Consider the following 24640-nt stretch of genomic DNA (forward strand, 5'->3'; position numbering starts at 1 on the left):
AGCCGAGCTGCCTCGACCGTCGTATGTCTTCCGCGATCGTCGAAACTGCGGCGCACGTGCAACGTCGGAGCATGGTCGCTCCTCCCACGATCTCGGCGGGTGCGAGGTTCGGAGAGGAGCCACTTCGGTTGCGACCGACGCCGCGTTCGACTTCAAGAATCCGCTGCTGGCCGTTGTTCGGCGGCCGGATCATCCGGCTCGACGACCAATCCCTCGATCGCTCCGCTGAGCTGCGTGATCAGATTCTGCAGGTGCTCGAGGTCGCCCGCGAGCGTCTTCTTCGCGCCTTGTTTGCCGGTGTGTTGGAGCTCGTCTTCGACGTGAGCCGTATGACTGGCGAGCTGTTCGCGTAGGAACTGAGCGTCTTCGGACGTGAGGTGCATCGTGATCATGGCGGGACCTTTCGATCTCGACCATCGAGCAAGTCTCGGACCCCCGGGCAGTGTCTGAGCCGCGCCGGCGAGCGAAGGCGGGCCCGGCCGTTTCGAGGCATCGTCGTTGCGTCCCGCTTTCCTCATGGTGCGCGATCGACGGATAGCGCGCGAGATCCTCTACCAGGACCGAGTCGAAGCTGGACGCGTGCTCGCCAAAGAGCTCCGGAAGAATCGCCGCAACCTCGCGCCCAACGTGCTCGTCCTTGGATTGCCTCGCGGCGGCGTTCCGGTGGCGTACGAGGTCGCGCGAGCGCTCGATGCGCCGCTCGACGTTTGTGTGGTTCGCAAGATCGGCGCACCGATGGAGCCGGAGTTCGCCATCGGCGCGGTGGCGGAGGACGGCGTGGAGGTGGTCGATCGCGACACCGTTCGCTGGCTCGGCATTGCGGAGGAACAGCTCGAGGCGCTCGTCGAGACCGGAAAGGCGGAGGTCGAAGAGCGCGTCATTCGTTTTCGCCACGGGGCACCGAAGGACGTTCGAGGCATGACGGTGATCCTCGTCGATGACGGCGTAGCCACCGGAGCGACGGCTCGTGCGGCTCTGCTCACTCTCCGGGCGCGCGGCGCGGGCAGGCTGGTCCTCGCTGTTCCGGTTGGCGCATCGGAGACTCTCCAAGAGCTAGCTTCGGAGGCCGACGAGATCGTCTGCCCGCAGCCGCGCGATGTCTTCATGGCGGTTGGGCTTTGGTACGACGACTTCTCGGAGACCACCGACGAAGACGTCATGGTGCTGCTTCAGCGGGCCGAGAACGATTACGCCGCGTCGCACGCGGAAGCGGAGCGCGACACGATTCGCGATCGGGAGGCTCGCGACGCCTTCGCGCGCGGCGTGCCCGTGCAGTCGCAGCAGGTCGCCGTGCCCATCGACCGCGAGGTGCGCATTCCGCTGGGCGACGCGGAGCTCGAAGGGCGACTGACGATTCCTCCTGGAGCCACCGGCCTCGTGCTCTTCGCGCACGGAAGTGGAAGTGGGCGACACAGTTCGCGCAATCGGTTCGTCGCCGGCGAGATCCAGCGTAGTGGACTCGGAACGCTGCTCTTCGATCTGCTGACGCCGGGCGAAGCGGAGCTCGACGAGGCGACCGAGTCGCTTCGTTTCGACATCGACCTGCTCGCCGAACGGCTCCTCGTTGCGACCGATTGGGCAGGCAACATGCCGGAGACCATGCTCCTGTCTCTCGGATACTTCGGTGCGAGCACCGGGGCGGCCGCAGCGCTGGAGGCCTCGGTCCGGAGGCCTGGTGTCGTGCGTGCGATCGTCTCGCGAGGCGGGAGGCCCGATTTGGCCGGTCCAGTCCTCGCCGACGTTGCGGCTCCGACGCTCCTGCTCGTGGGATCAGCCGACACGGACGTGCTCGAGCTCAATCAACGTGCCTTGAACGAGCTCGGTTGCGAGAAAGCCATGCACGTGGTGACGGGCGCGACACACCTCTTCGAGCAGCCCGGCGCTCTGGAAGAAGTCGCGCGCTCGGCTGTCCAGTGGTTCAAGCAACACCTCGGTCGCGGTCGTTTGCGAGCAGGAGCGCGGGCATAGTCGAGCTCTGAACGCGCTCGGATGCATGGGCCGGGCCGCAGCCCGAGAAGTGGCCGGCGCTTTGCACGGCTGGCCCCTCATGGCTGGCATGGTTCGAACCGGAATCACCTCCTGGACGGATCCTTCGTTGATCGCGTCGGGGTGGTATCCGAAAGAAGCCCACACGGCCGAGGCACGGCTTCGCTGGTACGCGACGCAGTTCTCGATCGTGGAGAATGATTCGACGTACTACGCGATCCCCGCGACGCGTCAGGCCGAGCTCTGGGTCGCACGGACGCCTCGCGACTTCACGATGAACGTGAAGGCGTTCGCGACGCTCACCGAGCACTACACCGATCCGAAGCGATTGCCTTCCGACCTGCGCGCCGCGCTGCCGGCGGGGTTCCGCGACAAGGCGCACGTCTACCCGGAGGACATGGGGGAGGAGCTCGTCACCGAGATTGGCCGCCGGTTTCGCGACTCGATCAAGCCGCTCCAAGAAGCAGGACGCCTTGGCGTCGTTCTGTACCAGTATCCGGTTTGGTTTCCGGCCTCGCCGGCGAATCGCAAGGCGGTGACGCGCATTCGCGAGCTCTTTCCCGACGCGCGCGTGGCCGTGGAGTTTCGGAACGCAACGTGGATGTCCGACAAGAATCGCGAGCGGACGTTCTCGCTGCTGCGTGACGAAGATCTCACGTACACGTGCGTCGACGAGCCCCAGGGATTCCCGTCGTCGATCCCACCCGTGGTGAGCGCGACGTCGGATCTGGCGCTCGTTCGCTTCCACGGTCGAAGCGCTTCGAGGTGGAATCGCTCGGCGGAGAGCGCGCGTGACCGGTTTCGATACCGCTACTCGGTCGACGAGCTCCGTGAGTGGGTGCCGCGCATCCGGCGCCTTGCGGACCAAGCGGCGGAAGTCCACGTTTTGATGAACAACTGCTACTCCGACTACGCGGTCGTCAACGCGGGACAGATGCGCGAACTCCTGCTCGAATCGCGTCTTGCGGAACCGCGCGCGGCGGCGCAAGGGGCGGGGCGTTCGCGTCGCGAGCTCAGGGGCCGCCGAGCCGTCCAGCACGCGCCCTGAGGTCCAGCATGCCCCCTGAATGGGGGACGTGCGCTTCTCACCCTGCCAGGCGCCGCGTTTGGTAGCCTGCTGCCGATGACTGCTGCATCGGTGTCTCAGCCGCTGCCCGACCGCTTGCCGTTCCTCGACGAGCGCGCGAAGGCCCGCGCCGTCGCGGCCGTCAAAGCGTTCGAGCTGCAAACCTCGGCCGAGCTCGTCGTGACGGTGAGGAAGCAGGTTCGGTCGTACCCCGAGGCGGACTTCGCGTACGGTTCGCTGTTCGCCTTCATCATCCTGGCGTTCCTCCTCTTCTACCCGGTCGACTTCTCGACCGAGCTGATGCCGGTCGACGTTGCACTCGCCTTTGGCGTCGGCTTCGGGCTCTCGAGGTACTTGCCACCGCTCCGCAGGCTCGCGCTCTCCGTCACGGCTCGCCGCGTTCCGGTCGAGCAGGCGGCCAAGGCGGCGTTCTATGATCTCGGGATCTCCCGAACCACGGGGCGCACCGGAGTGCTCGTGTTCGTCTCGATGTTCGAAGGCATGGTCGCGATCATCTGCGACGTGGGCGTGACCGCCGAGGCGCGCAAGGCGGCCGAGGAAGCCCGCGGCCTTCTGGAACTGGCCCTCAAGAAGTCCAACATGAACGCCTTCGCCGAGACGCTCGAGGCTCTCGGGCCGCGTTTCGCGCCGACGATGGCGCGTGCAGAAGACGACGTCAACGAGCTGCCGGACGACGTGGCATGAAACGAACCCTCCTTCGTGCGCTCGGAAAGCGCGATCTCCAGAAGACGATCACGTTCGCGTCGATCGTCACCATCATCCTGCTCGACACCGCCTTGGCCTATGCCTCGCGACCGGGCGGCGGTAGCTCGTATTCCGGTGGTAGCCGCAGCAGCGGAAGTAGCCGCAGCAGCGGCGGCTCGTACTCGGGCGGTGGTAGCAGCAGCAGTGGTAGTGGTGGCGGCGAGGCGATCGGGTACCTGATCCTGCTCTGCTTCGAGCACCCGGCGCTCGGCGTGCCGCTGCTTCTGATTGTCTGCGTCGTCGCCTTCGTCCGCATGAAGTCGAAATCGAGCTTCGACGGCGCCGAGTGGTCGACCCACGCTGGGATGGCTCATGCGCAGGCACGTGCGATGTACAACGAGCCGCCGCCTCAGCCCCTCCGCACGAGGCTCGAAGCCATCCGACGCACGGATCCGGCCTTCTCGATCGTCGTCTTCGAAGACTTCCTCTACTTCCTCTATGCCGAAATGCACCGCGCTCGCGGAGCTTCCGGGATGGAGGCGCTGGCGCCCTATCTCAGCGACGACGTTCGCGCCACCCTTCGCCACGACGGACGCATCGGCGAAGTGACCGGCATCATCATCGGCGCCATGAGCTACGACGACGTCGAGGTCGACGCCCAGGGCGGCGCGGAGATCACCGTCATCGTCGAATCGAACTTCGTCGAGCGGTATCGTCCTCAAGGCGAGCAGCGCTTCTATGTGAAGGAGGAGCTCACGCTCAGCCGCGCGCCCGGCGCACGCTCACGCACGCCCGACAAGGCGCGTACCCTCAATTGCCCGAACTGTGGTGGCCCGCTCTCGGCGATTCGCGGCAGCGTGTGCAGCTACTGCAAGACGCAGATCGTCACGGGCACGAAGGACTGGGCCATCACGAGCATCACCGAGCTCGAACGCGAACCGCGCGGTCCGCTGCTCACCTCGAACGTCGAAGAGCAGGGAACGAACCTTCCCACCGTCGTCGACCCTCGCGCCCACAACGTCTTCGCGCAAATCCAGCAGAAGGACCCCGAATTCAACTGGCCGCGCCTTCAGCAGCGCGTGGGGCTCATCTTCCAGGAATTCCACGCCGGCTGGGTCGCCCGCGATCCTTCCAAGGTGCGCCCGTTCGTGAGCGACAATCTCTTTCAGTCGCAGATGTACTGGATCGATCTCTATCGCTCCTCGCGCTGCATCAACCGCACCGACGGCTCGCGCATCACCCACCTCGAGCTGGCCTGCGCCACGACCGACGCGTACTACGACGCCATCACCGTTCGCCTCTACGCGACGGGTCTCGACTACACGATCTCCGAAGACGGCAAGCTGCTCTCCGGCAGCCAGAGTCGCCAGCGCGCGTATACCGAATACTGGACGCTCATCCGCGGCGCCCAGAAGAAGCGCACGGACAAGGGCGAGCGCCAATGCCCCAACTGCGGCGCTCCGTTGACCATCAACATGACCGGCAATTGCCAATATTGCGGTGTGAAGGTCACCAGCGGCGAATACGATTGGGTGCTGTCGCGCATCGAGCAGGACGAGGCCTACACGGGGTAGGGGGAAGCCTTGTCGCGAGGGGGCGAGAGGTGACCCAACCCTTGTCGCGAAGGGGGCGAGAGGGGACCGACCCTCAACCCCACCCCTTCTCCCTAAGGGAGAAGGGGGAAGAGCCCTCATCCCCTCCCCCTTCTCCCGCAGGGAGAAGGGGGATTTAACGCTCGTCTCGACAACTTGGTCAGGCAGATGGCCGATGCGTTCGGTTGAACCGGATGATTCGGCGAATGACCGTGCATGCGCGAAGACTACGCAGGAGGGCGACTCCTGCGGAGAAGCAGCTTTGGGAGATGCTGCGCGGGCGGAGGCTCGAGGGGATGAAGTTTCGACGGCAGGAGCCGCTCGGGCGTTACATCGTCGATTTCTTGTGCGTCGAGCGATGGCTCATCGTCGAAGCCGATGGAGCACTCCATTTTCCGAAGCCGAGGCGAGATCGCGAGCGCGACGAGTTCTTCGAGACACTCGGCTTCACCGTGCTCCGCTTTGAGAACTGCGTTGTGCTCAGTTTCCCGGACGAGGTCCGCGAACGGATTCGCGCTGCACTCCGAGCTCCTGGATCACGAGGACTTCCCCCGCTTCCCGAGCTACCCCTTCTCCCTCCGGGAGAAGGGGAATGAGGGGTGATGATCTAACTGCGCACGCGATGTTTTCACCCCTTCTCCCTTAGTGAGAAGGGGCGGGGGATGAGGGCCGGGTTCCCCGGCAGTGCTTTACGAGCCCCTCGCAGTGCTTTACGAGCCCTCGCAGTGCTTTGGGCGGCGTCTCTTCATGCCCCCGGCGCCAGCGATCTCCGCACGCTCACCGGGTCGGCGTCCACCTTCGGTCTGGCATTTTCGATCAGTTCGTTCAGGCGGGGTATTGGCATGCCGGCGGCCTTCGCGATGCGATCCACGACCGTGCGTTCGGCGGCGGAGAGGCCTTCGCTCGCGAAGGCGACGCCGAGCGCGACGAGGATGCCTGGTTCGACGGCGTCGCAGTCCTGGAGGATGGCGCCGACGAGGCGGGCGCGGTTTTCGGCGCCGGCGGCCCTCATGACGTCGAGGCTCGACGTGATGAGGTGATCGACGACTTCGGCGGAGAGGGACGTCTCGAGCAAAGCCTGGAAGATCTCGCGGAGCATGCCGCGCTCGCTCTCGTCGAGCATGCCGTCGGCCATGGCGACGAGGATGCCGAGATCGATGATCGGCGTCGGGTTGTAACCGTGGCGGGAAAAGGCCGAGCAGAGATCTTCGATGGCCGCTGCGATGATAGCGCGCATGTTTCGTCGACTCCCTATTCGACCGGGTGCATGGAGGCGCGACGGCGCTCGAGGCCAATGACCATCTGAGCGCGCAAGGCGCGGAGGCCGTCGACGACGTCGGTGGGGGTCGAAGACGACGCTTCGGCGCGGCGGAGCGTGTCGTCGAGCGTGGCGAGGCGCGCGCTCTGTTGAGCGCGGAGCGAATAGGTCATCTGGAGAAAGGTGTCGAAGAGATCTTCGAGCTCGTCGCCACGGCGGAGGCGTTCCTCGATGACGAGGCGACCGGTGCTCACGCGGCGGAGCAGGCGCTTCATCTTGTGCACCGGTCCGACGATGCGATGGGTGATGACGACGCCCATGAGGACGAGGAGAAGGAGGAGCGCGACGCCCGCGCCGCCGAGGAGGAGCTGCAGGTTTCGGCGGTCACGAAGGATGTCGGCCTGGCGCTGCTTCACCTCCGAGAGGTTCTTCTCGGATTGCGTGTCGACCTCCTTCAGTGATTCATCCATCACCGCCTGGAGCGTCGGGTTGTCCCCTGCTGCCAGCTCGACGCTTCGTCGAGCAAGGATGGAGTTGGCCTTCGACTCCTCGTACGCGCGTTCGGCCTGTGCGACGGCGAGGCTTGCAGTGTCGGCCGCGCGGACGGCCGTGCGACCGATGATGATCCCGAGAGCGGTCATCACGACGAGCACGACGGCTACGAGGTAGCCGGTCCATTTGAGCTGGAAGCGCGGGTCGAGAAGGTACGACTTCTTCCGGCGAGCGTGAGCCATCGCCATTCAAGGTACACCGTGGCGCCGATCCGTGGGAGTTCACGCCGATTTTCGGACGAGCTGTCGTGCCGAGCACACGAGCCACTTCGATAAGCACGTTCAACTTGCGGGCTGGATTTTGCTCTCCTCCTCGAGCGCGGCCACGATTTCCCGCTGCTTCTGACGTGCGGTGCCGGTGAGACGCTTGGCGCAGATGGGCGCCAGTGCCTCGGCCATGCGAATGAAGCCGAGAAGCTCGACCTCCAGGCGTTTGGCGTTCTCGCGGTCTGCCAGGTTGCCGTCTTGGTCGAAGGCCTTGTCCGAGTGTGGAAGCGCGAACATGTCCGGGAACACGAGCGCTCCGCAGCCTTCGAGCGGCACGCGCGTTTGCCACAGGCCGCGGATGCCCCCCATCGCCGAGGGGGATGCCGACATCAGGTAGATGGCCTTGCCGCGCCAGGGCATCGGACGGGCGCGAGAGACCCAGTCGATGGCGTTCTTGAAAACGCCGGACATCGAGTAGTTGTACTCGGGGGTGGCGATGAGGAGCGCATCGGCGTTCAGGATCCGGCGCTCGAGCGCTAGAGCTCCGTGGGGCAGCCCCTCCTCGCGGTTCATATCTGCGTCGTAGAGGGGCATGTCGAACTCGTGGAAGTCGGCAAGGTCGACCTCTGCGCCGTCGCGTCGCGCAATCCTCGCCGCGAGCTCGATGAGCTTGTGGTTGAACGAACCGTCTCGAAGTGAGGTGGAGAACGCGAGGAGCTTCATGGGTGGCCTCTGCGGTCGCACGGAGCAACACGCGCGCCACGGGCTCCCGGATGGGGATATGCTGCGTGCATGCGACCGCCGCCGTCCGATGCATTGGTGTTCTTCGGGGCCTCGGGGGACCTCGCGTTCAAGAAGGTCTTCCCCGCACTCGCGGGGCTCTGCCGTCGTGGGAGGCTCGAGGTTCCCATCGTCGGAGTCGCGAAGTCGGGCTGGACCCGAGACAATCTCGTCCAGCGCGCGAAAGACAGCCTCGTGGCGAACAAGTGCTTCGACGAGGCCACGTTCGAGCGGCTCGCCCAGCGGCTTCGTTACGTCGATGGCGACTACAACGAGGCGTCGACCTTCACCGAGCTTCGCAACCAGCTCGGCCCCACCCTTCGCCCCTGCACTACCTTGCCATTCCGCCGAGCATGTTCTCGGTCGTGGCCAAGCGTCTCGCGGAGGCGAACTGCGCGTCGGGAGCACGCATCGTCGTCGAGAAGCCTTTCGGTCGCGACCTCGCTTCGGCGCGAGCGCTGAATCAGACTCTCCACGAGTACTTCCCGGAGGAGTCGATCTTCCGCATCGATCACTACCTCGGAAAAGAAGCCGTTCAGAACATTCTCTATTTCCGATTTGCCAATGCCTTTCTCGAGCCGATTCTGAACCGGCAATACGTCGAGAACGTGCAGATCACCATGGCCGAATCGTTCGGCGTGAAGGGCCGCGGAAAATTCTACGACGAGACGGGCGTCATTCGCGACGTCATCCAGAATCACCTCTTGCAGGTCATCAGCTACCTCGCGATGGAGGCGCCTTCGAGCACGATCCCCGAAGCGATTCGTGACGAGCAAGCGAAGGTGCTTCGAACGGTGCGCCCGCTCTGCGTCGAGAATCTCGTACGCGGGCAGTTCAAGGGCTATCGCGACGAGCCCGGGGTGGCTGGCGACTCCTTCATGGCGACCTACGCCGCGCTTCGACTCTATGTCGACTCGTGGCGTTGGGAGGGCGTGCCCTTCATCGTCCGTGCAGGAAAGGCGCTCGAGACCACCTGCACGGAAGTGATGGTCGAATTCAAGAATCCGCCTCAGGTCGTGTTCAAGGAACCTGCCCCGAAGATGGGCAATCACTTGCGCTTCCGACTCAGCCCGGACGTCTGCATCGCCATCGGTGCGCGGCAAAAGGTGGCGGGCGAGAAGATGACCGGAGAACCGGTCGAGCTCACATTCGCGACCGAGCCGGCGCAGGGAACCGACGGCCGCATGGAGGCGTACGAGCGTCTTCTCGGTGACGCGATGATGGGGGACGCCACGCTGTTCGCGCGTCAGGACGTGGTCGAGGCGGCATGGGCCATCGTCGACCCGGTCATCCACGGACCAAGCCCCATGTACGACTACGAGCCCGGTACGTGGGGACCGAAGGAAGCCGAGCGCCTCGTCGCTGACGTTGGCGGGTGGAATCCCATCCGTTGATTCGTCACGAGCGCGGCCCTACGGCAGAGATTTCGATGTAGGTGCTGCAATCCAAGCTCAGCACTTTGCAACATTCTCGAAACACGGAAGCAAACGGCGCGACACCGACTATTCGTACGCTTCGAAAGTCATGTCGGAGCAAGAGCCGCTTTCCAGTGCAGCATGGGGGAATGGGAGCGACCCGAGCGTTCGCGGAGATCTCGCCGAGTCCGAGACCGGCGAGACCACGGCCTCGTTCATCGAGTCGATGCCGCTGGCGTATCGGGCCACGTTCGACACGGACGCGATCGAAGCGCACGCCGGCATCGTCCGTCGCCGCGCCGCGCATGCGACGCGCGTCGAGCTCTGGCGCGAGCTGTCGGAACGGGTCGCGGCGATCTGCATCGTGGCCGATGATCGACCGGGCCTGTTCTCGCAGATCAGTGCGGCTCTCGTTGCGTACGACATCGACGTCGTCGCGGCAGAGGCGTATTGCCGAATTCGGCCGGACACACGCACGACCGAAGCCGTAGGCTTCCTCTGGATTCGTCGGCTCGCTCCGGGCGGTGCGGTGCTTCCCGTCCGGGCGCGCGATGTAGCTCGCATCGGCGAGATGGTCGAGGCGCTCGCCACGGGCGAAGCAACGTTCGAAGCTTCGTTGCCTCGATCGATTCCCGCACCGACGCCTGCGACGAGCGTGCGTTTCGAAGAGGACCCCACCGATGGCTCGACCGTTCTCACCGTCGAGGCCGTCGACAAGCCAGGGCTCTTGCTCATCGTCACGCAGGCGCTCTTTCGCGCCGGCATTCACATCACGAACCTGCGCGCGAAGACCGAAAACGGGCGCGCACGCGATCGTTTCGTGCTCGCCGAACGTGATGGCGGCGCCCTGTCGCGCGAGCGACTGCTGACTCTGCAGGGCGCCATCTTCGAGGCGATCGAGCGTTCCTGAACGAACGGCGCATCTCTCCGTCGGCGCCCTTGAGTTCGTCGACGGAGAGTCGTTCCTCGTCTGCGGGTCAGTGCGTCTTGCAGTCTTGCGCGATCTCGAGGGCCATGTCGGCGCTCTTCGGGGCCATCGTACGGATCGTGTCGGCAAATTCCTGATACGCCTTCTCGGCTTCTTCGCACCGCTTGGCCTTGTCGAGCGTGCGGGCCTTCCCGTAGAGCGCCGACGTCTGGCCATGCAGGTCGGTGTCGAAGCGCTTGGCAGCGCTGTCGAAGGCGGCCACGGCCTCGTCCGTGCGTCCGACGCCATCGAGCGCGATTGCACGATTGTATTCGGACCACGCGTCGCCCGACGCGGCTGGTGACGCGTTCTGCAGAGCGAGAACGCCGTCCCAGTCTTGGTCGAGAATCATCTCGTTCGTGCGCTCCTTCGCGGCGTCGATGGCGCCCTGCGTCGGCCGATTGCACTCGTTGCCGTAGTCAATGGCTAGATTGGCCGCTTGCGGATTGGAGGGCGCGACGAGCTTGGCGTATTGCGCATACGCCTCACGTGCTTCGGGGCAGCGATTGGCGTCGTCGAGCACGCGCGCACGACCGTAGATGGCAATCGACTTGCCCCATCGCTCGCGCTCGCCGAATCGAGCCTCGGCGTCGCGAAATGCCGCCACGGCGTCGTCCGTGCGGTTGAGGTAGCGCAATGCGACCGCGCGGTTGTAGTAAGGCCACGGCGTGTTCGGCGACATGAGGATGGCGTTCTCGGCGCGGCTCAAGGCTTCTCGATACTGCGCGCTCGTCGAGGCGTCCGCCGATTCGCTGGCCTCACGGTTTCCAACCCGATGGGAAACCACCTCGGCGCTCGTGAGCCTCACCGGCCTCGCCGGCGGCGCGATGGGCCCCGTCGGGTGGGACGAGGCGCACGCCATCATTCCGATGCCGGACGTGGCGGACAGCAGAAGAAGAGCGATTGCCTCACCGCGGAGCTGCAGCATGCAAGCCGTGCTGCACGGCCGGTGCCATGAAGCGCTCGACCGTCACGAAAACAGGCTATTTGTGACAGCCTGTTTCAAGAGGTTCGGAACGTCGTGGTCGCGCTGAATCAAGCTGGATCGGTGGAGAGAAGGCTCGACGAGGTCGCGTCTCTCCTTGCCACCGTGCGCGACGTGGTCGACGAGCGCCCCGCGTCCGAGCGGCCTCCTCCCTCGATCGACCGACGCGGTTGGACCGATTTTCTCGGCTCGCTGTCCGAGGGAGAGGTGCGCGTCGCCGAGGAGCACGGTCTGGCCGCCATCATCACCCCGCGCGCGGGCGACGCTCCTGCATCGCTCACGGAGCTCGCTTCGCGAATTCGCGAGGCATGCGAGGTGCCGAATCTCGTCGAGACGGCGCAGCTCGCCCTGCGCACCGCAAGGCGAGGGGAGAACCCGCGCAAACGTGCCCAGGTGGAGGCCTTCGTGCACGCGGCCTCGGTCGTTTCACGGAACGCTCGCCGCGTCGTCGACGTCGGGGCCGGTCACGGGCACTTGACGCGCGAGCTGGCCGAGCGGCTGGCCTTGCCCGCGGTTGGACTCGAGAGAGACGGGCGACTCGTCGAGCGAGCCAACGCAATGCCGTCGTCTTCGCCGCCGCGGTTCGAGACGACCGACGTTTTACGTGACGGATTCGCCTTTCGTGAGGGCGATTGCGCGGTCGCTCTGCACGCTTGTGGCGAGCTCGGTGACGCACTCGTCGTGGCCGCCGCGGAATGCTCCGCATCGGTGGCCTTCGTCGGTTGTTGTCTGCAGAAGCGGCGGGCCGAAGTTCGAATGCCGCTGCGCGCCGAGCATCGCGAGCGCACCGCCCTGCAATTGCCGAAATCCATTCTCGGCCTGAGTAACTTGATGTCGCGTGCGGAAGGTGTCGAGGCGTCACTCGACGAAAATCTCGCGGCGCGCGAAAAACGTCTCACGGTGAGGCTCCTTCTCGCTTCGCGAGGCGTCGAGGTGAAGCCTTCCGCGGAGCTCGAGGGGCTCAATCGGCGGACCGCTCTGGAAGATCTGCCGCGACTGGTTCACCGCGTCTTCGAGCTCCGAGGTTTGACGGTGCCGTCCATGTCGGAGATTGCCGAGATGGCAGTCCAGGCTCGTCGCGTCCAAGCGGCCGTACGGCGGTGGTCGCTACCTCGGGAGATGCTGGCGCGCCTTCTCGAGATCTACGTGCTCTTCGATCGGGCCTCCCATCTTGCCTCGCACGGCTATGCGCTCGCCTATGGGACGCTCTTTCCGGCCGAAGCGAGTGCGCGGAATCTGGCGATCCTCGCCACACGTACGGCGTGAGAATGCGCGCCAAATAGGAAAAGGCCTCCCAACTCGAGAGTCAGGAGGCCCGAACGGATTCCATCAGGCGCGACGTTCGCGTCGTCAGCCGTTCGAGGAAGTTCCGATTTTGACCTCGATGCGGCGAGGCTTCGGTTTGGCGACCTTCGGAATGCGGACGCTGAGCACGCCATCGGAGAGATCGGCCACCATCTTCTCGGCGTCGATACCCTCGGGCAGCGTGTACGAGCGAGCGAACGAGCCGTACGAGCGACCCAGCCAGACTTTGCCATTCGCGGTTCGCGACGCGGCCTGCGCCTTGGCAGTCGGATCCTGCGCGGCGACCTCTGTGCTCGCGGCGTTTGCGCTGCTCGCCGCCGATTGCTGCGGGCTTTCGAACTTGCGCTGACCCTTGATGGTCAAAACGCCCTTGTCGATCGTCACTTCGAGATCCGAGGCTTTCACGCCCGGTACGTCACACGCGAAGACGATCTCGTCTTCCGTCACGTGGACGTCGATGGCAGGGGTGAACGTCTTCGAAGCATGGGCCGTCCCCAGTGTGCCGCCCATGACGTCGGTCATGGCGTCGTCGAACAGACGATCGAACACCGGGAAGGCACTCCAGCTGCGCAGGCCAGTAAGCATGAGTGCAACCTCCGTTGGATGTGAGGAGTATGTCGAGCTCGTCGGCGGGGGTTCATCCGCGACGTCTGACCTGACAAATAAGCCTCGTATGGGCTTCGTCAAGGGGAGTGCCAACGACTTCCCGCAGGCTCGAGCACGCGTTCCATCGGCGTTCCCGCCTTCTGGCGCCCGAGGTGGACGTGGCGGCCGAGCGCGAGCAGCCCCTCAGCCGTAGTACAAGAACGCCCCGAGGACGGTCGCACAGAGAAACAGCGCGCTCGCGAGCAGGATCCAGCCGGCCCAAGGCGAGGATGCGATCGGGATGGAGGGCGGCGACGAGCGCACGCCGATGACGAAGTGAGGGACGGCCGCGGGGCCCGGGATGCGCGACGCCATCGTCCCGCGTGCTTCGGGTGGAGGCGCCCACGACGTGTTGATGCTCTTCGTCGGGAGCAAGGAGCGAGAGGCAGGCGGCATCATGCTCTGACGTCGCGTCCGCTCCTCCACCGGCTCGACGGCGAGGGCCAACGTTGGTCGCTGCGATGTCCGAGCGCGATCGTGTGCGTGCTGGAGAGAGTCGGTCGATGGCTCGCGGGTCCACTTGCGTGCGTTCACGACAGCGCCCATTGCAAGGCGTTTGCCGCGAGTCGAAGCGAGGACGTTCTCGCGGAAATCTCGAGGCGTCGAAGGTTTGGCGCCGACACGTTGACGCCGGCACGTTGACGTCGTCGAGAGTTTGGCGCTGTGGAACGCGAACGCGCTCGACTCCCGTGGTCGCTAGACGCGTTCGCCTTCGGGAAGCTCGTCGTCGCCGGTCACCAAGCGGGTGATGTCGCGCACGATCGCCGAACCGCTCACCGCGAGCGTGGCCATCGCGGGAACGAGGAAGGCGAGGTACCCGAAGCGAGGCGCCAGCTCCGCCATCGTGGCCGCGCCGCCGATGAACACGAGCAGCTTTCCAGCCCGGAGCGCCGCGTTGATCAGCGCTTCCTTGCGAGCGTCGCCCAGGCGAAGCACCGCGGTCGCGGCGAAAACACCGACGTCGGTGGCATCACCGGTGAGGTGCGTCGTGCGGAGTCCGTCCTTCGTGGCGCGCGCAAAGCCCGCGTTGAGGAGGCCCATCGAGAAGCTGAGGAGCGAGAGGAGAGTAAAGTCGCTCGTCTGCTCGACGCTCCCCCCGAACGCGCTGAAGGCGCCGAGGGCTCCGCCGATGGCGACGCCCGAGAGGATGAGGACGACGCCGAGCATCGAGAGGCCCCATAGCGGCTTGCTACGCGTCAGGCCCGAGTCGGTCGCGAATGCCGAAGCGAACGCGCCGGCCACGAAGCACACGAGCACGAGAGAGTATTCGGACATGAGTCCCCAGCGGCCCACGTCGGAACCGATGAGGGTGGCGGTTCCCGTGACGTGGCTCACGAAGCGCTGACAAGCGAGGAACGCACCCGTGTTGACGGCACCGGCCACAGCGGAGAGCGCGAGCCAGCGGAGGATCTCACGACGTCGTTCGACGAAGCGTCGTTCAGCGGCGGACTTGCGTGACGTCGCGTTGTCGTTTCGAGGCGAAGGTTTGTTGAAGCTATCGCGTGTGGCGATCGCGGGCGCGCGCTCGAGACGCGCCATCGAACGCGAAGCGGGCGGAGCTGCGTGAACGTCGGCCATGCGGCTCGATTAGCAAGGCGAATGCCGCGCGCTTTGCCCGCAAAAAAACACGGGTTTTGACGGCTTTTTTGCCTGCTCTCGCGCTCGCTCTGTCGGGAGGCTCCGACGTTGTCGGTGAATCCCGACGAAGCTCGATTCGCGAGCTCGAGCGTGGGTCAATCGTCGCTATCGCTTCGCTTGCTGTTCGCTGCCGAGCGCCCGTGACGACGGAGCAAATCGTAGAAATCGGTTCGATTGCGCCCGGCGAGTTTGGCGGCGAGGGCCACGTTTCCTTGTGCACGTGCGAGGACGGCCTCGACATAGGCGCGTTCGAAGGCGTCGCGTGCTTCTCGCATCGGCGGCAGTGGCGCCGCCTCGGCTGCGCGGTACGGCGCGAGCAGCTTGTCGATGGCAGTTCCGAGATCGGACGCGGGCGCACCGCGCGGGCCGTCACCTTCGTTTCCGCCGAGGCTGATGCCAGGCAGGTGCTCGACTTCGATTTCGGCGCCTCCCGAGAGCACGAGTGCGGCCTCCATCACGTTCGCGAGCTCGCGTACGTTGCCAGGCCACGTGTGCTGCGAAAGTGCCCGACGCGCGCGCGGCGAGATGCGCGGAACGGCGGTTCCGTGGCGCGCGGCGGTGCGTTCGAGGAACATCTCGGCGAGGAGAGGGACGTCTTCGGCGCGCTCGCGAAGCGGTGGCACCACGACCGGAAGGACGTGGAGGCGATAGAAGAGATCTTCGCGGAAGCGCTTCTCGGCGACCTCCTGTCGAAGGTCGCGGTTCGTCGCCGCGACCACGCGTACGTCGGCTTCTTGCTCGGCGTTCGAGCCGACGCGCGTGTAGCGCTTCTCCTGCAAGACGCGCAGGAGCTTGGCCTGGACGCTCGGCGACGCCTCGCCGATCTCGTCCAGAAACAGGGTGCCTTTGCGAGCGGCTCCGAAGAGCCCGTCGCGATCGGCCGTGGCGCCGGTGAAGGCACCCTTCGTGTGACCGAAGAGCGTGCTCTCGAGCAGCTCGGGGGCGAGGGCGGCGCAATTCACGGCCACGAAGGGGCCCTTGGAGCGTGGCGAAAGCGAGTGAATCGATCGAGCGACGAGCTCCTTGCCGGTTCCCGACTCACCGAGGATCAGCACGGTGGCCTCGGTCGGCGCCACGCGCGCGACGATCTCGCGGACCTGTTCGATGCCCGGGCTCACACCGAGGAGGCTGCCATCACCGCTCGGCGCTCCGACCAATCGGCGGAGGCCTGCGACCTCGCGCCGGAGGCGATAGCTCTCCGTTGCGTGCGCGAGCTTCTGGAGAAGGTCGTGATCGAGGAACGGCTTCGTGATGAAGCCGAAGGCGCCACGCTTCATCGCCTCGACGGCCGTTTCGATCGAGCCGTGCGCGGTGAGGATGATCACCGGAACGTCGGGCGAGCGCTTCCGCACGGCCTCGAGCACGTCGAAGCCGTTGCCTGATCCGAGGCGCAGGTCGACGAGCATGGCATCGACGTGTTCGGTGCCCAATGCCTTGACCGCGTCTTCGACCGTGTAACGGGAGGCGACGCGGTAGCCCTTGGCCTCGAGCCGCAGCGAGAGCAGCTCGCACAGCTCGGCGTCGTCGTCGACGATGAGGACGAAGGGGGCGTCGCTCGCGGGGTTGATCGAGGTGCTCATCAGGTGCTCGCTGGGCTTTCGTTGGAAGCTCGTCGTGACGTCACGTCGGCAGGCGACTTCGAGGTCGGGCTAGCGTCGACGACGACGACCTGCGGTCCAAGGGGTAGCTCGAAACGGAAGGTCGTACCTGATTCGTCCGAACGGAGCACCGTGAGATCTCCGCCGTGGGCATGCGCCACTTCGTGCGCGAGCGCGAGACCGAGCCCAATGCCGGCCGGCCGCGCGATTCCAGTCACGCTCGCCGCACTGAACGGCTTGAATTTGGCGTTTCGCACGTCCGGCGGCAGGCCCGGGCCGGCGTCGATGATGTCGATGGCCACGGCGCGGCCTATCTTTCCCGAACCGTGCACCAGCGTCCGCTCGAGTTTGACCTTCGAGCCTCGTGAGGAGACGGATACGGCGTTGCGCACGAGGTTGGCGATGGCGCGCTCGACCAGTGGAGAGTCGATCTCCATGCCGGGCACGGAGCCGACCGCGGAGATCTCGATTTCGACACCGCGCTCCGTCGCTTCCAGCCGTTCGTCTTCGGCGATGGCCTCGAGCACGCGGTCGATGTCGCCCCCTGCTTCGGTCCGCAGCGGCAAACCCGAGCTCAGTCGCGACATGTCGAGCAGCGCGTTGACGATGCGCACCTCCCGTTCGCACGCTCGCGACGCGAGGCTCACGACGCGACGTTGAGGAGCGGTGAGCGGGCCGACGGTCTCGTCGGCGAGGAGGGCGAGACCTTCGCGCACGCGTGTGAGCGGGCTACGGAGCTCGTGCGAGACGTTGGCGAGGAACGTCGTCTTGAGCTGTTCGATTTCGAGCAAGCGAAGACGCATTCGCTCGAGATCCTTCCAGAGCTCTTCGACTTCGAGCGGCCCTCTCGGCGGAGGGATCGGTGTGAAGTCACCCTCGCCCAGACGCGTGGCGCCCGCAGCGAGCTCGGCGATGGGAGCGGTGACGCTTCGTGCCGTCGTTCGCGTGACGAGCACCGCGGCGACCGCACCGATGAACGCGATGACGATACCCGTCGCGGCCGTGAAGACGCCGATGCCCCGCGCCTCTTCTTCCTTCTTCTCGATATCGTCGTGGAGCTCCTGCAGGCGGTCGATCCATGCGTTGGTGAGGTCTTCGTCGAGCATGGCGCGCATGGCGTCGGTCTCCGGTGCGCGAAGAACCGCGCACGTGTCCGAGCCCGTGGCCGAATCGGCGAGACCGAGATACCGCGACGTCGTGTTGGTGAGGCCGGGAGGAACGTCCTTGTCCTTGACGAGCACTTCGCCGAGCTTCGCCCGCGCGGCTTTGATCCTCGCTCGGACCTCGTTCTCGTCGCCTCCGCGCGCGCACGATGCCTGGCCATGGCGGACGGCGACTTCGATCGCCCAAGCCGACCGATGCAGCTCTTCTTCGGCGTCGACCGACGAGAGATGTTCGTCGCGCATGTCGGTGATGAGCCCGAGCATGCGCACGAGACCTTGGAAGGTCCCGATGACGAGCAGCAGCAAGAGCAGCGCGAGTACGCCGTGGGTGAGCCCGAGTCTGGTCGAGAGCCGTAGAGTCGCCATGGCGTCTGGTCAACCATAGTCGGCCGAAGGTCCCTCTGCATCGCTCACGACCGCGCTCGAGCCTCGTTTTCCGCTCCGTCGGTGGGCTCCGACACCCCGCTGGCGCAGTGTCGGTCGCTGCCGACAATTCGATGGGCATCGTGGCGAGCCCAAGCATGGCGATACCGGGAAACCCGCTGGATGAGCGCGTCGAGAGGTGACGGCACGCCGCGTGAAGAAGGCTCCCGTCGTGAAGCGATTGATCGAAGGATTGCGGCGCTACGAGCGCACGCAGCGGTCCCAATACTCCGAGCGATTCGCCCGCCTCGCCGGCGGACAGTCTCCGCTCGCCTTGTTTGTCACCTGCGCGGACAGCCGCGTGGTGCCGAACCTCATAGCGTCGGCCGAGCCGGGCGACCTCTTCACGTTGCGGAACATCGCGAATCTCGTTCCGCGCTACGACGGAGGCTCCGACGACAGCGTCGCGGCGGCGGTGGTCTACGCCGTCGAAGTTCTGGGCATAAGCGACATCGTCGTTTGCGGCCACTCCGGTTGCGGAGGCATGCAAGCGCTCCTGCGCGATCCGCCCGACGACAAGCACCTCCGCCAGTGGCTCGAGCACGGCAAGCCCGCCCTCGAACACTGGCGCGCGAGCCAGGCACTCGACTCCTCGCTGCCGATCCACGACCAGCTCTCGCAAGCGAGCGCGCTCTATCAGCTCGGCAACCTCGCGACCTACCCGAGCGTGAGGTCACGCCTCGAACGCGGCGAAATCGACCTCCACGCGTGGTGGTTCGACATCGCGAGCGCTTCGCTCCTTGCATACTCGGAGCAGCACGGCCACTACGTGCCGGCGATTACCGAAGAAGAGCACCGCCCTCTTCCCACCCCATTCCTCCCCGCCGCCGCAAACGCCGCCTCCCGCCCGCCGAAGGCTCCGTCGCCCGCGGCTCGCTGACTCGCGCATCGACCGGCCGGCGTATCCCCGCCGCCGGCCGGTCGTGGCGGGGGAGCATGCGCCCACAAAATCCACTCTGCCGATTCAGCGGTGACGAGCTTTCCGGAAACGGGAAGTTGGTTGCGCGCGTCGCGGGCGTGACGCGAGATGTATTGCCGCACCGGGGCTTCGGGCGAATGCCGTTCGAGGTGGCCGTGTCGTTGCACCAGGGCAACGGATGTTTGCTCCAAACACGGCGTGGCGCTCGGCGGACCCAGCTTCAGAACCAACCCAGGCCGAGTGTTTGAATCGGCACAATGGATTTCACGGTAGACTGTGTCGCGCCACGGCCGATCGCCGTTGCGGCGGGAGCTGGGAGCGAGTCGCCGAGCGTCGTGCGGAGCGGCTGGTGCGACTGCGAGGTCGGCATCGTGTTCGATTCGAACCTCGATGGACTTGAATCGGCAGAATGAGTGCTTAGCTCATTGGGAATGGCGGGGAGGGGCAGGCGGCGGCCGACGGTCGACCGGACGGGAGCGTCTGGCGCTCGGCGTGATGCGTCACATCGCGGGACAACGGTCGTCAAGAAAGACCAGCGAGTCTTCGCATTCTACGACGTACCGCCTCCACCGGACCGCCCTCGCGGCGGCGCTCGCCAGAACGCCGGGCGCAGACCCGCGGCACATCGAAAAGGCTTCGAGGTTCATGGCGTGCGACCCGACTTGAATCGGAATCATCCGGTTCACATCGTGATGCGCGCGAAATCGAATGCGCCGCGTTTTCGCCAGGAGCGAATCTCTCGCGCCATTCGACGACGAATCGCCAGCGCGACGCGCCGCGGATTCCAGATTGTCCAATTCAGCATCCAGCAGAACCATCTCCACCTCGTCGTGGAAGCCGACGACCGGAAGCTGCTGTGGAAGGGCATCCAACGGCTCGCACAGCGTCTCGCTTGGGACATCAACGCGCTCGCTCATCGCCACGGCTCCCTCTGGCGAGATCGCTACACGCGTCGCGACCTGACGAGTCCGAGGCAGGTTCGGAATGCACTCGTCTACGTACTCATGAACTTTCGCAAGCACGCTATCGACGAGGTCGACTATGCGCTTGCATCCATGACCCTCGACCCGTGCTCGTCTGCGTTTTGGTTCGATGGGTGGGACACTCGCGCGGGGCCTTTGCTTGCCGCCCTCCGGCGAGAGCTCGAAGAAACCAACCTCCTCGAGTCCCCCGTTTCTCGCGCCCGCACGTGGCTTCTGCGTGCGGGGTGGAAGCGGCACGGTCTCATGCTCGCCACCGAGCATCCGCGCTTGGCAGGATAGTCCCGTCGGGAACGAGGTGATCGTGCAACCTCGAACTCGGATGAGCTACGAAGGAAGGGGAACGTCATGTCATCCCAGGACCACCACGTCGGGCTCGTTGTCGACCGTACCTTCGGCGAACGAATTTCGGAGCTTGCTGATTCCTTTCACGTTTGGGTCGTGCAATCGCCGATCAATACCCCCGTCATCGAGCGCTTTTGGAAGCGCCTGGGCATCGGCCGGGACGTAGACGCTCTGAGCGCGGGCATCACTTCTTTCGAAGCGATGGATGATGAGTCAGCGAACGCGACCTCCACGCGAATCGCCAGCGACATCGACGAACATCATGGCGAGTTCGCACACGATCCGCCTTGGTCTGAGATCCACGTCTACGGAACGCCGCTGAGCCACGAGCTAGAGCAGGTCTTCAGGGAACTCGGGGCAACGGAATTCGAGCCCACGAAGGACGGGTTCATCTCTCGGCGATAGCTGCACGCCGGCGGAAGAAAGACGCCTGGGGGCTGCGCTTTTTACGTTTCCAGTCAGCGATTGCGCGCGACGCCGTCTTGCTGACAACTCCGTTCTCGTATTTGAACCCTCGGACCGCGAACAACAATGCGTGAGGAATGCTGTCGACGAGTCGAGCCAACGCGTGCGAATGCGGTATGCGGTCGGAAGTATCTCTTTTTACGAATGCGTCTAGCCCCGCATGTGCACGTTCGTGTGGCTCCGGTGCTTCACGAACCCCTCGATCAACACCCGTTCATCGTACGACGTGCACGACAGATAAGGTCCGTGGCGGTTCTTCTGTCGTAGCGTCACCCCTCGTGTCGCTCGGTCTCCCGCATCATGACGATCGACCATCATCGCAGATCCGACGAACGAGCGCTCGGTTGACCGCCGACCGCCGATCGCCGACCGCCGACCGCCGACTACTGCTTCTAAGCGGAACCGATCGTTGTAGGATGCTCCGCCCGAACGGAGGTCACCATGTCGACGACCAAGCGCCCGCCTTCCCCGTACGAGTTTCTGCCTGCCGTGCCGTCCTTCAGTCTGACGAGCACCGACGTCGCCGACGGAAAGCACCTCGATCGCCCGCAAGTGTCCGGCATCTTCGGAGCCGGTGGCGAAGACGTCTCGCCGCAGATTTCCTGGTCGGGTTTCCCGAAGGAGACGAAGAGCTTCGCGATCACCGTTTACGACCCCGATGCCCCGACCGCGAGCGGCTTCTGGCATTGGGCGGTGTTCAACATCCCCGTCAGCGTCACCTCGCTTCCGAGCAACGCGGGCGACCCCGCTGCGAAGCTCCTGCCCGAGGGCGCCATCACCCTGAAGAACGACGGCGGTGGCGCGCGCTTTATCGGCGCCGCTCCGCCTGCGGGGCATGGGCCGCATCGCTACTTCGTCGCCGTCCACGCGCTCGACGTCGACAGCCTGCCCATTCAGGCCGACGCGTCGCCGGCGTTCCTCGGCTTCAATCTGTTCTTCCACACGCTCGCGCGCGCGATGATCGTCCCCACGTACGAAGTGCCCGCCAAGAGCTGATCGCGACGCTCCCATGCTCATGACGAGTCGCCACCGGCGGCTCGCGTACGATTGAAGGCGAATCCGGCGCAGCGCTCATCGTGGGCCTGCGCCGGACGCCTGTCGCCCGCCAACGTGGCCTTCGCGGCCAATCGAGGAGACACCGACATGGAAATGCCGAAGGTGACGGACGAACACCGCAAGCTGCACGTGCTCTTGGGGGACTGGGTGGGCGACGAGAAACTCTCGCCATCGCCGTGGGGCCCCGGCGGGCCTGCGATTGGGCGAAACACGTTCCGTCTGGACCTCGATGGATTCTTCGTCGTCCAGGATTACGTCGAAGAGATGGACGGAAAGGTCAGCTTCCGCGGGCACGGCCTCTTCGGGTACGACACGCTGTCGAAGGAATATACGTGGCACTGGTTCGACAACATGGGATTCGTCCCGGGCGGGCCGTCGCGCGGAACGTGGGAGGGGGACACGCTCACCCTCCAGCTGACCACGCCTCGCGGAAAAGCGCGCTACGTGTATCGATTCGAGAGTGACTCCAAATACCACCTTCGGATCGAAAACTCGTTCGACGGCGGCGCAACGTACGTGACGTTCATCGAGGGGACCTACACGAAGAAGGTCTGAGTCTCGTACGACTCGAACCTCCCCCACGCGCCGCCGCGCGATCGGAAGTCGGCCCTCGGGCGCATCGACAGGTGGGCGCGAGACGGCGTCGAACGACGCGTGCTGCGCCGGACGGCGACATCGCTCGCGTCGATGTCCTCGGGGGAGGTTTCACATGAACGCGTTGGCCCAAAGCGCCGTCGAGATTGGCGCGCTTGCCCTGGTTTGGCTTGGAGGAATCGATCTTTGGAGCACGGATGATTGGCTCGTCAGAACGCCGGTCGTCGTCGTTCTCGACGAGAGACTGCCTGCTACCATTGGGGCATCGGCGCAGGGGCACGAGGTCGGGACGGCGGTCCCAGTGACCGTCTACTACCGCCCGAGCGCTGGAGCCTGCGGTAGCCTGGAGAGCGGCGACTCCTGTTCGACGACGGCGCTTCACGTAGGCGCCACAGCGCATCAATTCATCCAGAGCATCGCCGGCGTCTGCATTTGCCGGTAAGGCCCGCCTCGAGAGCGGCGTGCGTGGCATCATGGACACGTGCGCCGCTCGTCGTTGCCGTTGTCGTTTCTCGCGCTCGCGCTCGCGCTCGTGGGCTGCAGCCGCGCGGCCGAGCCAGTGACGTCCCAGCACGTCGACACCCAGGATGCTTCGACGCACGACGCGCCACGACCAGTCCCGGCGAGCGCCGTCGCGAGCGATGCTGCGCCCCCGGAGGAGCCTCCGCCGCGCATCGACACCGACTGGTGCCTCGATGGCCTGACCGCGCTCGACGAGGAGACGTGCTACGTGCTTCCTCCGCTCGCGAAGGAACGACCGCGTCGTTTGCTCGTCTATCTCCACGGCATCATCCCGCCGGTGCCTTCGAGTCCGCAGAAGGAGAAGGTGCAGCTCGCCGTTCTCAACGCGAGCACCAGGGCAGGGGCCGCCGCGCTCGTGCCTCGCGGCATACGGGGGATCGGGCCGCGTGACGCGCGTGATTGGTGGGCATGGCCGACCTCGCCCGAGGCGCATGCGAAGCACGCGGCAACCATCGTGAAGCGCCTCGTGCGAGCGCGCGAGCGACTCGAACACATCGCCGGTGCGCCGTTCGAACGCGTCTATCTTGCAGGATCGTCGAACGGCGCGTACTTCCTGGTCGCGCTGGCGCTGTCCGGGCCGCTCGACGGTCTCGGTTTCACCGTCGACGGATTCGGCGCTACGTCCGGCGGCGGCGCTGGCGGAAGGCGCCCTGGAGAGCTACCGGCGCGGCCCTTCTACATCGGCTACGGCTCCTACGACGCGGAGACGAAACACAGCGCCGACGCGCTGGCGACGATGCTGCGCCGGGCTTCTTGGCCGGTGCGCGTGGCCGAGCACCCGTTTGGTCACGGCGCGCGCGAAGTCTACCTCGACGAAGCCTTCGCGTTCTGGGACGCGCCCACCCCCGACTGACTCCCCAAGGGTCAGTCGAACTGGATGCGGAAACGATACGAGGCGGGATCTGCGCCCTTGGTGAACACCTTCACCAGGTACGTGCCCGACGTGAACTTGTCGACGTCGCCCGGGCCGAACTTGGAGCCACCAACGGAGAGCTCGAAGTCGACCTTGCCGTTGATGATGCCCTGGAAGACGGTGAGCTTCTTTCCGGGCGGCGTGTCGAACGTCGCATAGTCGACGTCGTCGCCGCTCGAAAGCGTCCCACAGAACATCGTCTCGGTGAAGGCGTTCGCCTCCTCCGGCGTGTCGTTGCTTTCGACTTCGACGGCGGTCCCGATGGGACAGGTCACCGGAATGGGGGCGGGGCCGGCCTCGCGAACCGGTGCCGGCGGCGTGGTCGTGTCCTCTTCGCGCGCGTCTTTCGCGGCGTCGGACCTCTTGATGGGGGCGGACGTGCCGTCCTCGTCGCTTCCGCTGCAGGCCACGGCCAGGAGAGCGAGCGCCGTGGCCCCTGCGAGGATCGTCGACCAGACCGTCGACCAACACGCCGACCTACACAAATGGAGACGCCTTCGCGCGCCGAACCGGCCTACCACGCGGCCGATTGTGGGATGCGGGGACGCGCGGGGCAAGTTGC

At 65.5% G+C, this 24640-nt stretch carries 25 protein-coding genes and 1 pseudogene; 15 read left to right on the plus strand and 11 right to left on the minus strand.

The annotated features are described in order from the left end of the window. Nucleotides 1-152: 152 nt before the first annotated feature. Nucleotides 153-392: a hypothetical protein gene (locus AKJ09_RS24975; RefSeq protein ID WP_146649875.1), complete on the minus strand. Its 240-nt coding sequence runs from the start codon at nucleotides 390-392 to the stop codon at nucleotides 153-155. Nucleotides 393-546: 154 nt separating this feature from the next. Between AKJ09_RS24975 and AKJ09_RS24980 the strand changes: the two genes are divergently transcribed. From AKJ09_RS24980 to AKJ09_RS25000, 5 genes are all read left to right on the plus strand, one after another. Continuing rightward, the gene (locus AKJ09_RS24980) at nucleotides 547-1968 is read left to right on the plus strand and encodes a phosphoribosyltransferase family protein (protein ID WP_146655650.1); all 1422 of its coding nucleotides are present in this window, start codon (nucleotides 547-549) and stop codon (nucleotides 1966-1968) included. Nucleotides 1969-2056: 88 nt separating this feature from the next. Further along, nucleotides 2057-3034 carry a DUF72 domain-containing protein gene (locus AKJ09_RS24985; RefSeq protein ID WP_146649877.1) on the plus strand — a complete coding sequence of 326 codons (978 nt, stop codon included), beginning with the start codon at nucleotides 2057-2059 and terminating at the stop codon, nucleotides 3032-3034. Between the two features lie 75 nt (nucleotides 3035-3109). Further along, complete coding sequence (locus AKJ09_RS24990; protein WP_146649879.1) at nucleotides 3110-3757, plus strand: hypothetical protein; 648 nt, start codon at nucleotides 3110-3112, stop codon at nucleotides 3755-3757. Then, entirely contained in the window at nucleotides 3754-5331 is a 1578-nt protein-coding gene (locus AKJ09_RS24995) for a transporter (protein ID WP_146649881.1), read from the plus strand. The genes AKJ09_RS24990 and AKJ09_RS24995 overlap by 4 nt, the downstream gene beginning before the upstream one ends. 224 nt (nucleotides 5332-5555) lie before the next feature. Then, a complete protein-coding gene (locus AKJ09_RS25000; RefSeq protein WP_146655651.1) occupies nucleotides 5556-5945 on the plus strand; it encodes an endonuclease domain-containing protein in 390 nt (129 codons plus the stop codon). A 149-nt stretch (nucleotides 5946-6094) separates the two neighbouring features. Here AKJ09_RS25000 and AKJ09_RS25005 read toward each other — a convergent pair whose 3' ends face one another. From AKJ09_RS25005 to AKJ09_RS25015, 3 genes are all read right to left on the minus strand, one after another. Next, nucleotides 6095-6586, minus strand: a complete 492-nt coding sequence (locus AKJ09_RS25005; protein WP_146649883.1) for a TerB family tellurite resistance protein — start codon at nucleotides 6584-6586, stop codon at nucleotides 6095-6097. A 14-nt stretch (nucleotides 6587-6600) separates the two neighbouring features. Then, nucleotides 6601-7341, minus strand: coding sequence for a HAMP domain-containing protein (locus AKJ09_RS25010; protein ID WP_240488582.1), 741 nt, complete (start codon nucleotides 7339-7341; stop codon nucleotides 6601-6603). A gap of 99 nt (nucleotides 7342-7440) precedes the next feature. Continuing rightward, nucleotides 7441-8088 carry an NADPH-dependent FMN reductase gene (locus AKJ09_RS25015; RefSeq protein ID WP_146649887.1) on the minus strand — a complete coding sequence of 216 codons (648 nt, stop codon included), beginning with the start codon at nucleotides 8086-8088 and terminating at the stop codon, nucleotides 7441-7443. A gap of 69 nt (nucleotides 8089-8157) precedes the next feature. On the opposite strand from AKJ09_RS25015, the pseudogene zwf reads away from it, so the two are divergent. Together zwf and AKJ09_RS25025 are read left to right on the plus strand one after the other, a co-directional pair. After that, nucleotides 8158-9539: pseudogene (gene zwf, locus AKJ09_RS25020) on the plus strand (glucose-6-phosphate dehydrogenase). Between the two features lie 130 nt (nucleotides 9540-9669). Then, the gene (locus AKJ09_RS25025) at nucleotides 9670-10470 is read left to right on the plus strand and encodes a hypothetical protein (RefSeq protein WP_146649889.1); all 801 of its coding nucleotides are present in this window, start codon (nucleotides 9670-9672) and stop codon (nucleotides 10468-10470) included. A gap of 67 nt (nucleotides 10471-10537) precedes the next feature. On the opposite strand, the gene AKJ09_RS25030 is transcribed toward AKJ09_RS25025, so the two are convergent. After that, a complete protein-coding gene (locus AKJ09_RS25030; protein ID WP_146649891.1) occupies nucleotides 10538-11455 on the minus strand; it encodes a tetratricopeptide repeat protein in 918 nt (305 codons plus the stop codon). Nucleotides 11456-11548: 93 nt separating this feature from the next. Between AKJ09_RS25030 and AKJ09_RS25035 the strand changes: the two genes are divergently transcribed. Next, complete coding sequence (locus AKJ09_RS25035; RefSeq protein ID WP_205633799.1) at nucleotides 11549-12778, plus strand: methyltransferase; 1230 nt, start codon at nucleotides 11549-11551, stop codon at nucleotides 12776-12778. Between the two features lie 84 nt (nucleotides 12779-12862). Here AKJ09_RS25035 and AKJ09_RS25040 read toward each other — a convergent pair whose 3' ends face one another. From AKJ09_RS25040 to AKJ09_RS25060, 5 genes are all read right to left on the minus strand, one after another. Continuing rightward, nucleotides 12863-13402 carry an Hsp20/alpha crystallin family protein gene (locus tag AKJ09_RS25040; RefSeq protein ID WP_169927842.1) on the minus strand — a complete coding sequence of 180 codons (540 nt, stop codon included), beginning with the start codon at nucleotides 13400-13402 and terminating at the stop codon, nucleotides 12863-12865. Nucleotides 13403-13606: 204 nt separating this feature from the next. After that, a complete protein-coding gene (locus AKJ09_RS25045) occupies nucleotides 13607-13996 on the minus strand; it encodes a hypothetical protein (RefSeq protein WP_146649895.1) in 390 nt (129 codons plus the stop codon). Between the two features lie 162 nt (nucleotides 13997-14158). Beyond that, nucleotides 14159-15040: a YoaK family protein gene (locus tag AKJ09_RS25050; protein WP_146649897.1), complete on the minus strand. Its 882-nt coding sequence runs from the start codon at nucleotides 15038-15040 to the stop codon at nucleotides 14159-14161. Nucleotides 15041-15195: 155 nt separating this feature from the next. Beyond that, nucleotides 15196-16680 (minus strand): sigma-54-dependent transcriptional regulator, encoded by a 1485-nt coding sequence (locus AKJ09_RS25055; RefSeq protein WP_146649898.1) that lies wholly within the window; start codon nucleotides 16678-16680, stop codon nucleotides 15196-15198. Continuing rightward, a complete protein-coding gene (locus AKJ09_RS25060; protein WP_146649901.1) occupies nucleotides 16680-18227 on the minus strand; it encodes a HAMP domain-containing sensor histidine kinase in 1548 nt (515 codons plus the stop codon). Before AKJ09_RS25060 ends, AKJ09_RS25055 begins: the two co-directional genes overlap by 1 nt. A gap of 229 nt (nucleotides 18228-18456) precedes the next feature. On the opposite strand from AKJ09_RS25060, the gene AKJ09_RS25065 reads away from it, so the two are divergent. The 7 genes from AKJ09_RS25065 (at nucleotide 18457) to AKJ09_RS25095 (ending at nucleotide 24018) form a co-directional block, all read left to right on the plus strand. After that, nucleotides 18457-19164 carry a carbonic anhydrase gene (locus AKJ09_RS25065; RefSeq protein WP_169927843.1) on the plus strand — a complete coding sequence of 236 codons (708 nt, stop codon included), beginning with the start codon at nucleotides 18457-18459 and terminating at the stop codon, nucleotides 19162-19164. Between the two features lie 731 nt (nucleotides 19165-19895). Further along, nucleotides 19896-20465 carry a transposase gene (locus tag AKJ09_RS56255; RefSeq protein ID WP_169927844.1) on the plus strand — a complete coding sequence of 190 codons (570 nt, stop codon included), beginning with the start codon at nucleotides 19896-19898 and terminating at the stop codon, nucleotides 20463-20465. A gap of 159 nt (nucleotides 20466-20624) precedes the next feature. Continuing rightward, nucleotides 20625-20933, plus strand: a complete 309-nt coding sequence (locus tag AKJ09_RS25075; RefSeq protein ID WP_146649907.1) for a hypothetical protein — start codon at nucleotides 20625-20627, stop codon at nucleotides 20931-20933. A 501-nt stretch (nucleotides 20934-21434) separates the two neighbouring features. After that, entirely contained in the window at nucleotides 21435-21989 is a 555-nt protein-coding gene (locus tag AKJ09_RS25080) for a YbhB/YbcL family Raf kinase inhibitor-like protein (RefSeq protein WP_146649909.1), read from the plus strand. A gap of 147 nt (nucleotides 21990-22136) precedes the next feature. Then, complete coding sequence (locus AKJ09_RS25085) at nucleotides 22137-22604, plus strand: DUF1579 family protein (RefSeq protein ID WP_146649911.1); 468 nt, start codon at nucleotides 22137-22139, stop codon at nucleotides 22602-22604. Nucleotides 22605-22758: 154 nt separating this feature from the next. Next, a complete protein-coding gene (locus AKJ09_RS25090; protein WP_146649913.1) occupies nucleotides 22759-23085 on the plus strand; it encodes a hypothetical protein in 327 nt (108 codons plus the stop codon). 39 nt (nucleotides 23086-23124) lie between these two features. After that, nucleotides 23125-24018: an alpha/beta hydrolase gene (locus tag AKJ09_RS25095; RefSeq protein WP_146649916.1), complete on the plus strand. Its 894-nt coding sequence runs from the start codon at nucleotides 23125-23127 to the stop codon at nucleotides 24016-24018. Nucleotides 24019-24029: 11 nt separating this feature from the next. Here AKJ09_RS25095 and AKJ09_RS25100 read toward each other — a convergent pair whose 3' ends face one another. Further along, nucleotides 24030-24563, minus strand: a complete 534-nt coding sequence (locus AKJ09_RS25100; protein WP_146649918.1) for a hypothetical protein — start codon at nucleotides 24561-24563, stop codon at nucleotides 24030-24032. Nucleotides 24564-24640 lie beyond the last annotated feature (77 nt).

It is taken from the genome of Labilithrix luteola, assembly GCF_001263205.1.
In the GTDB taxonomy this organism is placed as follows: domain Bacteria; phylum Myxococcota_A; class Polyangia; order Polyangiales; family Polyangiaceae; genus Labilithrix; species Labilithrix luteola.

Coding starts and splice junctions, on each gene's coding strand:
- AKJ09_RS24975 (WP_146649875.1), bottom strand. CDS start 392: ATGATCACGATGCACCTCACGTCCGAAGACGCTCAGTTCCTACGCGAA.
- AKJ09_RS24985 (WP_146649877.1), top strand. CDS start 2,057: ATGGTTCGAACCGGAATCACCTCCTGGACGGATCCTTCGTTGATCGCG.
- AKJ09_RS24990 (WP_146649879.1), top strand. CDS start 3,110: ATGACTGCTGCATCGGTGTCTCAGCCGCTGCCCGACCGCTTGCCGTTC.
- AKJ09_RS24995 (WP_146649881.1), top strand. CDS start 3,754: ATGAAACGAACCCTCCTTCGTGCGCTCGGAAAGCGCGATCTCCAGAAG.
- AKJ09_RS25000 (WP_146655651.1), top strand. CDS start 5,556: ATGACCGTGCATGCGCGAAGACTACGCAGGAGGGCGACTCCTGCGGAG.
- AKJ09_RS25005 (WP_146649883.1), bottom strand. CDS start 6,586: ATGCGCGCTATCATCGCAGCGGCCATCGAAGATCTCTGCTCGGCCTTT.
- AKJ09_RS25010 (WP_240488582.1), bottom strand. CDS start 7,341: ATGGCTCACGCTCGCCGGAAGAAGTCGTACCTTCTCGACCCGCGCTTC.
- AKJ09_RS25015 (WP_146649887.1), bottom strand. CDS start 8,088: ATGAAGCTCCTCGCGTTCTCCACCTCACTTCGAGACGGTTCGTTCAAC.
- AKJ09_RS25025 (WP_146649889.1), top strand. CDS start 9,670: ATGTCGGAGCAAGAGCCGCTTTCCAGTGCAGCATGGGGGAATGGGAGC.
- AKJ09_RS25030 (WP_146649891.1), bottom strand. CDS start 11,455: ATGCTGCAGCTCCGCGGTGAGGCAATCGCTCTTCTTCTGCTGTCCGCC.
- AKJ09_RS25040 (WP_169927842.1), bottom strand. CDS start 13,402: ATGCTTACTGGCCTGCGCAGCTGGAGTGCCTTCCCGGTGTTCGATCGT.
- AKJ09_RS25050 (WP_146649897.1), bottom strand. CDS start 15,040: ATGGCCGACGTTCACGCAGCTCCGCCCGCTTCGCGTTCGATGGCGCGT.
- AKJ09_RS25055 (WP_146649898.1), bottom strand. CDS start 16,680: ATGAGCACCTCGATCAACCCCGCGAGCGACGCCCCCTTCGTCCTCATC.
- AKJ09_RS25060 (WP_146649901.1), bottom strand. CDS start 18,227: ATGGCGACTCTACGGCTCTCGACCAGACTCGGGCTCACCCACGGCGTA.
- AKJ09_RS56255 (WP_169927844.1), top strand. CDS start 19,896: ATGCGCGCGAAATCGAATGCGCCGCGTTTTCGCCAGGAGCGAATCTCT.
- AKJ09_RS25080 (WP_146649909.1), top strand. CDS start 21,435: ATGTCGACGACCAAGCGCCCGCCTTCCCCGTACGAGTTTCTGCCTGCC.
- AKJ09_RS25085 (WP_146649911.1), top strand. CDS start 22,137: ATGGAAATGCCGAAGGTGACGGACGAACACCGCAAGCTGCACGTGCTC.
- AKJ09_RS25090 (WP_146649913.1), top strand. CDS start 22,759: ATGAACGCGTTGGCCCAAAGCGCCGTCGAGATTGGCGCGCTTGCCCTG.